Genomic DNA, 14,049 nt, shown 5'->3' on the forward strand with positions numbered 1-14,049 from the left:
GCTGTTGCGTGCGTCTAATAGCGGTTTTGCGAGATTCGTTCGACCACATCCGTCAAACGTGTCGCAGACGTCACCTTGACCCCCTTGGTCTTGCCGCCGTTCTGGGCCAGGGGCGGACAGAGCACATGTTCAAAGCCCAGTTTCTGCGCCTCTCGCACCCGCGCCTCGGCTCGGCCGACGCTGCGAACCTCGCCAGACAGGCCGATCTCGCCGAACACGACGCAGCCCTGGGGCAGGGGCATGTCCAGGGCGGAGCTGATCAGGGCCGCCGCCGCCGCCAGGTCTGCGGCGGGTTCATTGATCCTCAGGCCGCCGGCGACGTTCAGATAGACGTCTTTATCCCCGAACCCCAGGCCGCACCGGGCCTCCAGCACCGCCAGCAGCATGGCCAAGCGACCGGAATCCCAGCCCACCACCGCCCGGCGCGGCGTACCATAGGCGGACGGCGCCACCAGGGCCTGAATCTCGACCAGCACCGGCCGCGAGCCCTCGATCCCGGCGAAGACCGCCGCGCCGGGCGCCCGGTCCTTGCTGTCGCCCAGGAACAGGGCCGATGGGTTGGCGACTTCCCTCAGGCCGCTGTCGCCCATTTCGAACACCCCGATCTCGTCGGTGGCGCCGAACCGGTTCTTGCCGGCGCGCAGGATGCGGAACGGATAGCCGCGCTCGCCCTCGAAGGTCATGACGGCGTCAACCAGGTGTTCGACCACGCGCGGACCGGCCACCTGGCCGTCCTTTGTGACGTGTCCGACCAGGACGACCGCCACCCCTTGCGTCTTGGCCAGCCGCACCATCTCGCCGGCGCAGGCCCGAACCTGGGTGATCGAGCCAGGGCCGCTCTCATGGACGTCGGACCAGAGGGTCTGGATCGAATCGACGATGACGATGTCGAACTGTTCGCGCTTCAGCGTGCCCAGGATGTCGCGAAGGGCCGTCGCCGCCGCCAGATTGACCGGCGCCTGTTCCAGCCCCATCCGCTTGGCCCGCGCCCGGATCTGCTCGACCGCCTCTTCGCCCGAAATATAGGCGATGCGGGCGCCGCGCAGCGCGGCCTTGGCGGCTACTTCCAGCAGCAGGGTCGACTTGCCCACCCCCGGATCGCCGCTCAGCAGGATGGCCGAACCCGGCACAACGCCGCCGCCGCAGACCCGGTCGAACTCGGCCACGCCCGTCGTGATGCGAGGCGGTTCGGGGGTGTCGGACTGAAGCGTCTCGAACTGCAGGCCGCGCCCGCGCGCCGAAGCCGCAGCCGAGGGCTTGATCGCCCCCGGCGGGGCCGACCGGCTCTCTTCCGTCAAGGTGTTCCACTGTCCGCACGACGCACACTGGCCCGACCATTTGCCATGCACCGAGCCGCAGGACTGACAGACATAGAGGGCGGAATCGCGAGCCATGGGCATCCTTTAGCAGGCCGAACGGAGAACGGGGCCGTCCATCCAGTCGCCCTTTGCGCCGTCGCCACGTCATTTCCGGTCGCAGCCGCAACCTTTGCCGTAGTTCCGGGTTGAGATCGTGTCGCAGATGGCTTGCGTCGCCAGGCGACGTAACGTCAATATCGCGTATCGCCCACACTGTTTTACAGGCTTGTCCATGACCGAACCGACCCCGCCGACGCAACCCGCCGTCGATCCGGCCCTGATCGCCCGGGTCAAGGGCATCATCCTGCAGCCGAAGACCGAATGGGCGCGCATCGACGGCGAGTTCGCCACGACCCGTAGCCTGTTCACCCGCTACGCCATGATCCTGGCCGCCATCGGCCCGATCTGCAGCCTGATCGGCGGCCAGCTTCTGCCCCTGTTCGGCACGCCCATGTCGATCCTCGGCGCGCTTCTGATCGCGGTGGTCAGCTATGTGCTGTCTCTGGTCGCCGTCTATCTGCTGGGCCTGATCATCAACGCCCTGGCCCCCAGTTTCGGCGGGACCAGCAATCCGGTTCAGGCGATGAAGGTGGCGGTCTATTCCTATACGGCCGCCTGGCTGGTCGGGGTCTTCGGCCTGATCCCCATGCTGGGCGTCCTGGCCATTTTGGGCCTCTACAGCTTCTATCTGCTGTACCTGGGCCTGCCGATGCTGATGAAGGTCCCGGCGGACAAGGCCGTCGGCTACTTCATCGTCACGGTGATCCTGGGCCTGGTCATGAGCTTCATCATCAGCGCCATCGTCGGCACGATCGGCGCCAGTTTCGTGGTCGCCGGGGCCGGCATGGCGGCCATCAGCGGCGGTTACTGACCGAGATAGGCGCGGGGCACGCGGGCGGTGACGGCGGTCAGCAGTTCATAGCTGATCGTCCCCGCCGCCGTCGCCGCCGCATCGATGGGGCGATGCGCCCCGAACAGTTCGACCCGGTCGCCGACCGCCACCTCCAGATCGGTCACATCGACCGTGCAGACGTCCATCGAGATCCGGCCCAACAGCGGCCGGGTCTCGCCCGCGACCCAGACCGCGCCGCGCGGCCCGTAGGCCCGCAGAACCCCGTCCGCATAGCCCGCCGCGACCACCGCCGCCCGCATCGGTCGTTCGGCCACGAAACCGCGCGAATAGCCGATGCTGTCACCGGCCGGCACATCGCGGACCAGCAGGACTTCCGCCGTCAGCGTGGCGACCGGCGCGATCCGCTCGTCCGGCCGCCCCTGCGGTCCGCCGCCGTACAGGCAGACGCCGGGCCGCACCGCGTCGAAGGCGAAATCCGGCCCCAGGAAACAGCCGCCCGAATTGGCGAAGGACCGCGTCACCCCTGGATAGCGTTCAACCACCCCCACGAACCGGTCGCGCTGGCGTCGGTTCATCGGCTGATCCGGTTCATCGCCGCAGGCCAGGTGGCTCATGACCAGGCTCAGCCCGTCAAAGACCTCGGGCGCATCCTCCGGCCTGAAGCCCAGCCGGTTCAGTCCAGTGTCGATCTGTAGGCCGCAAGCCCCGCCGCCGGCCTCGGCCCAGGCCTTCATCTGCGCCGGCTGGTTCAGCACGGGCCGCAGGTCCGCCGCCTTCAACAGCCCCGCCGCCTCGCCGTGACAACCGTCCAGCACATAGATGACGGGCTCCGCGCCCAGCACCGTCCGCAGGGCCGCGCCTTCGCCCGCCCGCGCCACGAAAAAGGTCCGCGCCCCCTCGGCCATCAGCCGTCGCCCACAGGCCTCGGCCCCCAGGCCGTAGGCGTCCGCCTTGACCACCGGATGCACCGGAACGCCCGTCAGGGCCTCCAGCGTGTGGAAATTGCGGGCGAGGGCGTTCAGATCGACGGACAGCAGGGCGGGGGAGGGCATGGCGGCCCTTATTGGCGCAACTTCCCGACGATGGAAGGCCTGACGCCGATCAATCCTCGTCGCTGAACGGCGGCGGCAGTTGTCCGGACTTGAAGATGATGGTCGGCTGTTCGTCGTAGTCGCCCATCTCGGTGTCCGCCGAGACCGAAAAGGCCACTACACCCAGCCGCAGGGGCGCCAGCCGCTCAGCCTTGCGGCGCGCCTCTTCGGCGTCCTTGCAGCCCACCTGCGGCTCGGCCTTCAGCCCCTTGCCGCGCCCCTGGACATAGGTCTGGAGAATATAGACGGTTTCGCTGGCCATCCGCACCCAAGGGGCCTGTTCGCGCCCGAGGTCAACCGACCTGATCCGTTAAGCGTTATTGCATCGGTTGAATGGTCAGATGCTGGCATCATTCTGCCTAAAGGCGCATCGGCTTTGTGTAACTTTCACGTGCTTTTACAATCGTTCTGATTGCAACTTCTATTGTTTGAGTCATGCTCGACCACCCACCAAATCTGGTGGGCTTTCGGGAGTCACGTGAAATGAAAATCTTCTCGCGCGCCAACGTTCGTATTGGAGCACTCGCTGTCCTGCTAGGGTCAGGTCTTGCTGGACTATCGACCGCAATCGCGGCTCCGAGCGAACCAACAGCCTATTTCCAGAGCGCGCAGCAATGTCTCCGCGACGGGATCAAATATTGCACCGAAACCTACCCTGTGGGTGAAGAACGCACACTATGCATCGCGGATGTCCGGGCAGCATGCTACGGTTCCTGAATGTCGTGCTCGCCGCTCGGTCTATTAGAGCGGCGAGCGCTTACCGCTCACAAACAAGGTCGCCCTATTCGTAGCTGACTTCCTCATAGCCGTGCGCCAGGTTGCCGAACCGCACCGTCTCGGCGTCGAAAGCCAGTTTGACGATGCCGATGGGGCCGTGGCGTTGCTTGCCGATGACGACCTCGGCCTGGCCCTGCAGCCGGTCCATGTCCTGTTGCCATTGCAGGTGTTCCTCGGTGCCTTCGCGCGGTTCGGCCCGGCCCAGATAATAGCTCTCACGATAGACGAACATCACGCAGTCGGCGTCCTGCTCGATCGAGCCGGATTCGCGCAGGTCGGACAGTTGCGGCCGCTTGTCCTCGCGCTGTTCCACCTGACGCGACAACTGCGATAGGGCGATGATCGGCACCGACAGCTCCTTGGCCAGGGCCTTCAGCCCGCCGGTGATCTCGGACACCTCCTGCACCCGGTTCTTCTGGCCGCCGGCATTGCCGGTTGTGATCAGCTGCAGATAGTCAACGATGATCAGGTCCAGTCCCTGTTCCATCCGCTTCAGGCGTCGCGCCCGTGCGGCCAGTTTGGACATGGACAGGCCGCCGGTGTCGTCGATGTACAGAGGACTCTCGCCGATCTCGACCGCCGCGTCGCGAAGCTTGCCGAAGTCGGTGGCGTCGATCTCGCCCTTACGCAGCTTGTCGGACGACACGCCCGAGGCGTCGGCCAGGATCCGCATGGCCAGCTGTTCGGCGCTCATTTCCAGCGAATAGAAGGCCACCACCCCGCCGTTGACCGTCTTGCGGCCCTCCGGCGTCGGTTCCCACTGATAGGCGCGGGCCACGTTGAAGGCCATGTTGGTCGCCAGCGCCGTCTTGCCCATCGACGGACGCCCGGCGAGGATCAGCAGGTCGGAGGGGTGCAGCCCGCCCAGTTTGCGGTCCAGGTCGTTCAGCCCCGTCGCCAGCCCCGCCAGCTTCCCTTCACGCTGATAGGCTTCGGCCGCCATCTGAACGGCGCCGGACAAGGCGTGGGAAAAGCTGACGAAACCGGAAGACGGCTTGCCCGTCTCGGCCAGCGAATACAGGGTCTGTTCGGCCTGTTCGATCTGTTCGTCGGCGGGCGTGTCCGGATTGGGCGCCTCCTTGATGATCTCGCCGCCGATGCGGATCAGGTCGCGTCGCAGGGCCGTGTCATAGACCACCCGCGCATAGTCGGGCGCATTGGCCGCCGGCGGCGCCCGGTCCACCAGATCGGCGAAATAGCGCAGGCCGCCGAACTCCTGGAAGGCCGGATCCTGCTTGAACCGCTCCATCAGGATGGTCGGCTCGGCCAGCATCCCCTGACGGATATGATCCTCGATCGCCTCGAACAGCCGTTGGTGGAAGGGTTCGTAGAAATGCGGGCCGCGCAGGCGGTCGCTGAGCCTTTCGAACACGCCGTTGTCGAACATCAACGCGCCCAGCAGCGCCTGTTCCGCCTCCAGGTTATGAGGCATCGAGCTGACGCCGCTGGAGTCCATCGGCGAAGACGAGAAAGGCATGGGGGCGAACGCGTTCATTGTCTTAACGCTCTAGCCCTGACACGCGCCTGCGTCAGTCGTGGACGTCGCTTCGACCGTGGACAGATCGTCCACCCTGTGGGCGAACGGGAATTCCTTAATCGCTGGGGATCATCCCTCCTGCGCTGAGCGCGGCGAAGGCGAGGGCCCAGAACGCCCATTTCAGCGCGACGGCCTGACCGACCGCGCGCGCCAGGGAACCCTGTCGTTCCAGCAGATAGGCCGCCGTGACGATTCCCCACACCCATGCGGAAACGGCCAGACCTCTCCAGCCATTGTCCCAGTGAATGCCGATGACATATCCGGCGAAACCGGCCGCGGCGCCGGGCCACAGGCGTTTCAGGAAATGCTGCGACACCTGAAGCGGCAGAATGGTGAAGACGGTTGCTTCGACGGTCATGACGACCAGCCCAAGCCCAGCCAGAACCCAAAGCGGATACCGACGTAGCGTCGGCGCAACATGGTCTGCGGCGGCCGGCAGCAGAAGCCCAAGAACGACTACGCCGACCGCGATCGCTACGGCGCCGCCGCCGAATATCGCCGCCGACCGCAGAGCGTTCGGGCGGGATGTCGTGCGGGTCACGCCGGGCAAGGGTATTTCTGCGCCATCCATTCACGAACCGCCTGGGTCGTGCTGATGCTGCGCCGTTCGACGGGAATGGCGTTGAACCGCGCCAGAATGGCGTCGGCCGACAGGCCGACCTTGTCCGGCATACAGGTGGCCGAGCGACGCCCGGCCGCCGCCGTCTGTTCAGCGCGCACCGTCTGCACAGCCCCGCGAAATTCGCCCATCAGCCGCCGGGTGTCGGACCGCAGCAGGGCGGTGGGGTTGCGGGGAATGCCGTTCGCCGTCGTCAGAAACTCCTGCACCGTCATGGCCTGAGCCGCCCCGGCGACGAGCGACAGGGCCAAGACCCCCGCGATGATCCTGGACTTCACTATGATCCCCTCCGAACACGAGGCGCTCAGATTGAGCGGCGATATGTGGCGCAACGACGGCGCGAACTCAGCGCGGTTCTGAAGCTTCGGTAATGTTTCCGTTCCTGGATGCACATCACGAAAAAGGAGCGCTCCGGCGAGCGCTCCTTTCGTCACTTCTGATTGGATCAGAAACTGTAGCTGAGCCGCGCGTACAGGAACCGCCCGTTGAAGCCGAACGGCGAATAGCTGGGGAAGCCCACCGAACCCGTCGCCCCGTTCAGGGCCGCCGGCGTGTATTCCGGGTACTCATCGAACAGGTTGTTCACCCCCACCGCCAGACCGACCCCGTATGGGAACTCATAGCGGCCCTCCAGATCGATCAGGGTCTTGTCGCCGGTCTCGTAGTCCAGGCTGGCGGCGTTGTTGGCGACCAGGACGCTGGCGTAATAGGTCGCCTTGGCCGAGACGCCGAAATCGCCCAGGCTCCAGTCGATCCCGCCGACCACCTTGGTCTTGGGCGTGCCCTCCTCGAACGCCAGGATGTTGGCCCGGTCGAACAGGAAGAAATCCGACGTCGGAATGCCGATGGAGGGCGTCTCAGGCGTCTTGTCCACCGTGGTCTCGTTGTAGTTTCCGGCCAGGGTGAAATCGAAGCGGCCGAGGGTGTCTGTCGGCAGGCGGTACCGACCGACCACGTCGATACCCTTGGTCGTGGTGTCGACGCCGTTCAGGAAGAAGCGGGCGGCGCTGACCCCGAACGGCGCCAGCAGGGTCTGGACCGCCGTGGTGGTCGCGGCCGACTGGCTGGGTCGCGTCGTTCCCAGGCTCTCGGAATAGATGATCCGGTCCTCAAGCTCGATCTGATAGGCGTCGATGGTCAGCTCGAGTCCGCCGGACCGGAACACCGCCCCCACCGAATAGTTGACCGAGGTTTCGGGCTCCAGCGGCTTGGAACCCAGGGCCAGGGCCACGGGGTCGTCCACGCGGAAGGTGCCAGCCTGGATCAGGCTGGTCACAGGCACGCCGCCGATCAACTGGGTGACCAGATTGGTGGCGGTATAGCTGAAATACTGCTGCTGCAGGGCCGGGGCGTGGAAGCCTGTGGAGACCGCACCGCGCAGGGCGAAGGCCGGCGAGAAGTCGTAGCGCGCCGAGACCTTGCCGGTGAACTGGTCGCCGAAGTCGGAATAGTCTTCGTAACGGCCGGCCACGCCGACCGTCAGTCCCTGGGTCAGCTTGCCTTCCAGATCGATATAGGCGCTCCAGTTGTTGCGGTCTTCGTCCGCCGCATTGGCGGGCGAGAAACCGGGGAAGCCCTGGGCCCCGCCGCCGCCGGCGCTGGGTCCGCGATTGTAGGACGCGGGTTCACCGGCATAGACCTCGAAACGCTCGGTCCGGTACTCGACCCCGAACGCCAGGTTGACCGGTTCGATCAGCCCGAACTCCAGCGGCCTGACCCCGTCGACGCCCAGCGTCAGCTGGTCGTACTTCAGCCCCCCGGCGTCGAATTCCTGCTGCGACGCCGCGCCATATGAGGCGTTCAGCGAGTTGGTGACGCGGTAGTCCAGCACATTGCGCCCGTAGCCGACCGAGACGTCCCAATCGATCCCGGCCGCCTCGCCCTTGAGCCCGCCGTACAGGTTGTAATCGACGATCTCGGTATTGATCAGCGGCAGGAAGCCGTCGGGATAGATGGCCAGGACATTGTTGGCGTTGTTATAGGCGCGGGCGGTTGCGCCGGATTCGCTTTCCTTGTGCTGGATGCCGCCGAAGGCATAGGCCTCCCAGGCGGCGTTGATCGGCTTGCCGGCGTTGAACCACAGGGACTGGGACTCCACCGCCGGATCGCCGAACCGGCCCAGGACCGTGGTCGTCGACGTATTGCCGACCACGGCCGAAGGCGCGGCGTAGTCTGAGCGGTTGGTCGGATCGCGTTTCTGCAGTTCGCCCGCCACGGTGACGAAACCGTCCTCGCCCAGCGGCAGGCCGATCCAGCCGGCCAGGGATGTCTGTTCGCCGTCCGTGGCCTCGTGCGATCCGCGCGCCGTGTCGTATTCGGTGTCGTAGCGCCCATAGTTCAGCGTCAGTCCGCCGCCTTCGCGGGCCTGGCGCAGACGCAGGTTGATCACGCCGGCGATGGCGTCGGAGCCATACTGGGCCGAGGCGCCGTCGCGCAGCACCTCGACCGAGCCCAGGGCCACCGAGGGAATGGTGTTCAGATCGAAGGCCGTCGATCCGCGTCCCAGGGCGCCGTTCACATTGACCAGGGCCCCGACGTGGCCCCGCTGTCCGTTGATCAGCACCAAGGTCTGGTCGGGGGCCAGACCGCGCAGGGTCGCCGGCCGGACGTGGTCCGAGCCGTCCGAGATGGCGGGGCGGGGGAAGTTGATCGACGGGGCGGCGGCGGCCAGGGCGGCGGCGGTCTCCGTGCCCGTCCCGCTGCGGGTCAGGGTCTCGCCGGTGATCACGTCCACGGGGGCGATCGTGTCCAGCCGGGTCCGGCCTACGGCGCGCGTGCCGGTGACGATGATCTCGCCGATCTCAGCGGCGTCATCCGCCGGCGTCGCTTCCTGGGCGAAGGCGACCGGGGCGCACATCAGCGCGCTGGTGGAGACGAAGGCCAACAAGGCGGAACGACCGGAAATCAGCATCATGACTATCCCCAAACGACAGCGGCCTGTTGGGAGGGGCGACGACCGGCCACGATTTCGACACCCGGGCCGGGATGGGCGATGCAATAAAATGGTCGCATGAAGGACGAATCCTGACCCTAATTGAGACTGTTCACCGCTTTTTGTGCAGGTCAAGAAAGGAGTTTGCGTAAATCCTTCGTCTTCGCACCAAGCCGCGGCGGCTGTTGCAAACTTGTCATGGATTGCGAGGCGTCTCGCCCAGGGGATGACGCAGCAAAAAGGGCGCGTCCCTTGCGGAACGCGCCCCTGATGTTTCCGGCGATCCGACCCAGGCGGGTCGGGTCACGATCAGGCTTCGTCGCCGAAGCCTTCTTGTTGGCCGGCGCCGCCTTCGATCAGTTCCTGGGCCGATTGCTCGGCGGCCTGGCGCTCATCGTTGAACTGGCTGCGGATCACGTCCTCGCCCTTGGCTTGACGCTCGGCTTCATCCATCGAACGGGCGATGTTGATCTTGACCGATGCGCGGACCTCGGCGTGCAGGCGAACCGGCACTTCGTGGACGCCCAGGTTCTTGATCGCCGTGTTCAGGACGATTTGCGAACGCTCGACCTTGCCGCCTTCGGCCTGGATGGCTTCGGCGACGTCGCGGCCGGCGACCGAACCGTACAGGTGACCGGTTTCACCGGCCTGACGGATCATGATGTAGGTCTGGCCGTCGATCTTGTCGGCGACCTTCTGTGCATCGGCCTTGTTCTTCTCGTTGCGTTGCTCGATGGCGACGCGGTCGAGTTCGAACGCCTTCAGGTTGGCGGCGGTGGCCCGACGGGCCTTGTCGCGCGGCAGAAGGAAGTTACGGGCGAAGCCGTCCTTGACGGACACGACGTCGCCGATGGCGCCGAGATTCTCGACGCGTTCCAGCAGAACGACCTTCATCTTACTTCACCACATACGGCAGGAGGGCCAGATAGCGGGCGCGCTTGATGGCCTTGGCCAGTTCGCGTTGCTTCTTCTGGGAGACGGCGGTGATGCGCGAGGGCACGATCTTGCCGCGTTCGGAGACGTAACGCTGCAGCAGCTTCACGTCCTTGTAGTCGATCTTCGGCGCATTGGCGCCCGAGAACGGGCAGACCTTGCGGCGGCGATAGAAGGGGCGGCGGCCGGCGGCGCCGGAGCCGGCCGGGGCGCCCGGGGTCGGGGCGGTGGTGTCGGTCATGTTCCGGTTTCCTTATTCGGCGTCAGCGGCGGCGTCGTCGCGCGGGGTGCGCTCGCGCTCACGCTCACGTTCACGCTCGCGGCGGGCCAGCAGCGGCGACAGTTCCAGGTCGAGTTCCTCGACGCGGACGGTCAGCCAGCGCAGCACGTCTTCGTTGATGCCCAGCTGACGTTCGACTTCGGCCATGGCGGCCGGAGGGGCGTCGACGGCCAGCAGCGAATAGTGAGCCTTGCGGTTCTTCTTCACGCGGTACGTCAGGTTGCGCAGACCCCAGTACTCGATCTTGGCGACGGAACCGCCACCTTGCACGATCAGGTCCTTGATGGTGTCGTTCAGCGCTTCGGCCTGTTGCGCCGAGATATCCTGGCGCGTCATGACCGTGTGCTCGTAAAGAGCCATGCGGTAGTCTCCCTTGTGGGCGTCGGCGTGGAAACGACCGGGTAAGTCGATCCCCACGATGGCTCCTGGCGCGGCGGCCGGACCGAACGTCCAACCCTTTGGTGTTCCACGACAGGACCGAAGCCCTGGAAAGGCGGGGCCTATAGGGGAAAAGGGGGCGATGCGCAACATTTCCCCCTCCCCCGCGGGGGAGGGGGGGCGAGCCGCAGGCGAGACCGGGTGGGGAGGGCAGGGCGACACGTCACAGATCTGTCCTGCTTCCGGCAGATGCGACCCTGCCGGGCCGCCCCGCCCCGTCGCCGCGCGGCGCCCCTCCCCGGAGCGGGGAGGGAGAGACGCTTGTGGGTCGTACCCAGCCCGCCTAAACCAACCCCATGCCGAAGCTGACGTCAGCGGTCGATCCGCAGAGCCCCAAGTACAAGTCCCTGCACGCGCATAACAGCGCCCTGGTCGCCGAACTGCGCGGTCATGTAGCCAAGGCCGCACGCGGCGGGTCCGACAAGGCCCGTGACCGCCACGTCTCGCGCGGCAAGCTGCTGCCGCGCGACCGGGTCGAGCGGCTGCTGGACCCCGGTTCGCCCTTCCTGGAGATCGGCCAGCTGGCCGCCCACGCCATGTATGAGGGCGAGGCCCCCGGCGCGGGCCTGATCGCCGGGATCGGCCGGGTCTCGGGCCGCGAGGTCATGATCGTCGCCAACGACCCGACGGTGAAGGGCGGCGCCTATTTCCCCATGACGGTCAAGAAACACCTGCGCGCCCAGGAGATCGCCGAGCAGAACCGCCTGCCGTGCGTCTAACTGGTCTATTCCGGCGGGGCCAACCTGCCGCACCAGGCCGAGGTCTTCCCTGACCGCGACCATTTCGGCCGCATCTTCTTCAACCAGGCCCGGATGAGCGCCCAAGGCCTGGCCCAGATCGCCTGTGTCATGGGTCTGTCCACCGCCGGCGGCGCCTATGTGCCCGCCATGTCGGACGAGACGGTCATCGTGCGCAACCAGGGCGCCATCTTCCTGGCCGGCCCGCCGCTGGTGAAGGCCGCCACCGGCGAGGTCATCTCGGCCGAGGAACTGGGCGGCGCCGAGACCCACGGCCGACGCTCGGGCGTGGTCGATCATGTGGCCGAGAACGACGAGCATGCGCTCGAGATCGTCCGCGCCATCGTCGCCAATCTGAACACCGTCAAGACCGTCGCCCTGGACGTGCGCGAGCCCCGCGCCCCCGCCTTCGATCCGGCTGAGCTTTACGGTCTGATCCCTGACGACGTCCGCGCCCCTTATGATGTGCGCGAGGTCATCGCCCGGCTGGTGGACGGCTCCGAATTCGACGAGTTCAAGACCCTGTACGGTTCGACCCTGGTCTGCGGCTTCGCCCGCATCTGGGGTTATCCGGTCGCCATCCTGGCCAACAACGGCGTCATCTTCTCGGAAAGCGCCCAGAAGGGCGCCCACTTCATCGAACTGGCCTGCAAGCGCAAGATTCCGCTGCTGTTCCTGCAGAACATCTCGGGCTTCATGGTCGGCGGCAAGTACGAGGCCGGCGGCATCGCCAAGGACGGCGCCAAGCTGGTCACCGCCGTCGCTTCGGCCGAGGTGCCCAAGTTCACCGTCCTGATCGGCGGCAGTTTCGGCGCCGGGAACTACGGCATGTGCGGCCGCGCCTATTCCCCGCGCTTCCTCTTCACCTGGCCCAACAGCCGGATCGGCGTGATGGGCGGCGAACAGGCCGCCAGCGTCCTGGCCACCGTCCACCGCGACGCCGAGACCTGGAGCGCGGAAGACGCCGAAGCCTTCAAGGCCCCGATCCGTCAGAAATACGAGGACGAGGGCAATCCCTATTACGCCACCGCCCGCCTGTGGGACGACGGCGTCATCGACCCGGCCCAGACCCGCGACGTCCTGGGCCTGGCCATTTCCGCCAGCCTGAACGCCCCGATCCCCGAGACGACTTTCGGCCTGTTCCGGATGTGACCGGGATGTATGTCATACGCTTGGCCTTGTCCGTCGCCCTGATGCTGGCGACCCCGTTCGCCGCCGCTGCTGCGGATGCCGCGCCTGAAAAAACGATCCCCGCCGCCTTCCATGGTCGGTGGGAGCGCGACATCGACGGCTGCGCCAATCTCGAGAGCAACCAACGTATCGTGATCGATGCAACGACCATTTCTTATTACGAAGATGGGGATACGGTGGTCTCGGTCACCGCGCGCGGCTTCGACCGCATCGACCTGGTGGTCGATTATGAGAACTATGACGGGAGCGAACGGGTGAACCGCACGCTTAGTCTGTCCGACGCCGGCGAAACGCTGACCTTCAGCTACGCCGACGGCGCGCAATATGTGAATTATCGCTGCCCGCAAGGAAATCCCCATGGCGAATGAACCCACCGAAGCCGACCTCAACGCCCTGGACGTCACCGACGCCGAGGCGGCCGAGATCAACACCATCGCCCACCCGCTGCTGGCCGACGCCGCACCGGACGCCAATGACGACCTGGTGCGGATCGACGCCACCAGCGACGGGGTGGTCTTCATCACCCTGGACCGGCCCGAGAAGAAGAACGCCTTCGACGCCGCCACCATCGCCGCCCTGCACGAGGCGTTCGAGACCCTGCACGGCGCCGACCATGTGCGAGCCGTGTTCATTCGCGGCGCGGGCGGCACCTTCAGCGCCGGCGCTGACCTGAACTGGATGCGCGACGCCGCCGACTGGTCCGAGGCCGACAATCGCGACGACGCCATGGGCCTGGCGAAGATGTTGAAGGCGCTGCATGACGTGCCGGCCCTGACTTGCGCGATCGTCGAGGGCGCGGCCATGGGCGGCGGGGCCGGCATCGTCGCCGCCTGCGACATGGCCGTGGCGGTCGAGGGGGCGCGGTTCGCCTTCTCCGAGGTCAAGCTGGGCCTGATCCCCACGACCATCGCCCCCTATGTCATCGAGGCCATCGGCCCCCGCCGCGCGCGTCAGCTGTTCCTGACCGGCAACAGTTTCGACGCCGACTACGCCGCCCACGCCGGCCTGATCGACCTGGTCCTGCCCGAGGGTTCGGTCGACGAGTTCATCGCCATGTTGACCGACAGCCTCAGCGGCAACGCCCCCGGCGCCATGGGCGAGGCCAAACGCCTGGTCAACGACATCGCCGGCCACAAGATCGACAGCGGCCTCTTGGACGACACCGCCAAACGCATCGCCCGCGCCCGCGTCTCCCCCGAAGGCCAGGAAGGCGTCCGCGCCTTCCTGGAAAAACGCGCCCCCCGGTGGGCCGAGTAGAGCAGGGGCTTCCCGCTCCCGGCGGGAGAGGGCTTGAGGCCCGCAG

Annotated in this window: 13 protein-coding genes and 1 pseudogene; 4 read left to right on the forward strand and 10 right to left on the reverse strand. The window is 66.4% G+C overall.

From position 1 onward, the window contains the following. Positions 1-14 precede the first annotated feature (14 nt). Positions 15-1,394, reverse strand: a complete 1,380-nt coding sequence (gene radA / locus Q7J26_RS00895; protein ID WP_035307418.1) for a DNA repair protein RadA — start codon at positions 1,392-1,394, stop codon at positions 15-17. Between the two features lie 196 nt (positions 1,395-1,590). Between radA and Q7J26_RS00900 the strand changes: the two genes are divergently transcribed. Further along, complete coding sequence (locus Q7J26_RS00900; RefSeq protein ID WP_304934652.1) at positions 1,591-2,229, forward strand: Yip1 family protein; 639 nt, start codon at positions 1,591-1,593, stop codon at positions 2,227-2,229. Here the strand turns inward: Q7J26_RS00900 and alr are convergent. The 9 genes from alr to rpsF form a co-directional block, all read right to left on the reverse strand. Further along, complete coding sequence (gene alr, locus Q7J26_RS00905) at positions 2,223-3,263, reverse strand: alanine racemase (protein ID WP_304934653.1); 1,041 nt, start codon at positions 3,261-3,263, stop codon at positions 2,223-2,225. The genes Q7J26_RS00900 and alr overlap by 7 nt on opposite strands. 49 nt (positions 3,264-3,312) lie before the next feature. Continuing rightward, positions 3,313-3,564, reverse strand: coding sequence for a hypothetical protein (locus Q7J26_RS00910; protein WP_287927076.1), 252 nt, complete (start codon positions 3,562-3,564; stop codon positions 3,313-3,315). A gap of 519 nt (positions 3,565-4,083) precedes the next feature. Beyond that, the gene (locus Q7J26_RS00915) at positions 4,084-5,574 is read right to left on the reverse strand and encodes a replicative DNA helicase (RefSeq protein WP_304934654.1); all 1,491 of its coding nucleotides are present in this window, start codon (positions 5,572-5,574) and stop codon (positions 4,084-4,086) included. 97 nt (positions 5,575-5,671) lie between these two features. After that, the gene (locus tag Q7J26_RS00920; RefSeq protein WP_304934655.1) at positions 5,672-5,974 is read right to left on the reverse strand and encodes a hypothetical protein; all 303 of its coding nucleotides are present in this window, start codon (positions 5,972-5,974) and stop codon (positions 5,672-5,674) included. A gap of 179 nt (positions 5,975-6,153) precedes the next feature. Beyond that, entirely contained in the window at positions 6,154-6,513 is a 360-nt protein-coding gene (locus tag Q7J26_RS00925; RefSeq protein ID WP_304934656.1) for a hypothetical protein, read from the reverse strand. 167 nt (positions 6,514-6,680) lie between these two features. Beyond that, positions 6,681-9,149, reverse strand: a complete 2,469-nt coding sequence (locus Q7J26_RS00930) for a TonB-dependent siderophore receptor (RefSeq protein ID WP_304934657.1) — start codon at positions 9,147-9,149, stop codon at positions 6,681-6,683. 327 nt (positions 9,150-9,476) lie between these two features. Continuing rightward, positions 9,477-10,061 (reverse strand): 50S ribosomal protein L9, encoded by a 585-nt coding sequence (gene rplI / locus Q7J26_RS00935; protein WP_304934658.1) that lies wholly within the window; start codon positions 10,059-10,061, stop codon positions 9,477-9,479. Between the two features lies 1 nt (position 10,062). Beyond that, the gene (gene rpsR / locus Q7J26_RS00940) at positions 10,063-10,341 is read right to left on the reverse strand and encodes a 30S ribosomal protein S18 (RefSeq protein ID WP_008259463.1); all 279 of its coding nucleotides are present in this window, start codon (positions 10,339-10,341) and stop codon (positions 10,063-10,065) included. 12 nt (positions 10,342-10,353) lie between these two features. After that, entirely contained in the window at positions 10,354-10,740 is a 387-nt protein-coding gene (rpsF, locus tag Q7J26_RS00945) for a 30S ribosomal protein S6 (RefSeq protein ID WP_040349448.1), read from the reverse strand. 374 nt (positions 10,741-11,114) lie between these two features. Here rpsF and Q7J26_RS00950 point away from each other — a divergent pair. The 3 genes and pseudogenes from Q7J26_RS00950 (at position 11,115) to Q7J26_RS00960 (ending at position 14,003) form a co-directional block, all read left to right on the forward strand. Next, positions 11,115-12,707 (forward strand): annotated as a pseudogene (locus Q7J26_RS00950) (carboxyl transferase domain-containing protein). Between the two features lie 5 nt (positions 12,708-12,712). Then, positions 12,713-13,114 (forward strand): hypothetical protein, encoded by a 402-nt coding sequence (locus Q7J26_RS00955; RefSeq protein ID WP_304934659.1) that lies wholly within the window; start codon positions 12,713-12,715, stop codon positions 13,112-13,114. Beyond that, a complete protein-coding gene (locus Q7J26_RS00960; protein WP_304934660.1) occupies positions 13,104-14,003 on the forward strand; it encodes an enoyl-CoA hydratase-related protein in 900 nt (299 codons plus the stop codon). Before Q7J26_RS00955 ends, Q7J26_RS00960 begins: the two co-directional genes overlap by 11 nt. Positions 14,004-14,049: the final 46 nt, after the last annotated feature.

It is taken from the genome of Brevundimonas sp., from assembly GCF_030656255.1.
Taxonomy (GTDB): domain Bacteria; phylum Pseudomonadota; class Alphaproteobacteria; order Caulobacterales; family Caulobacteraceae; genus Brevundimonas.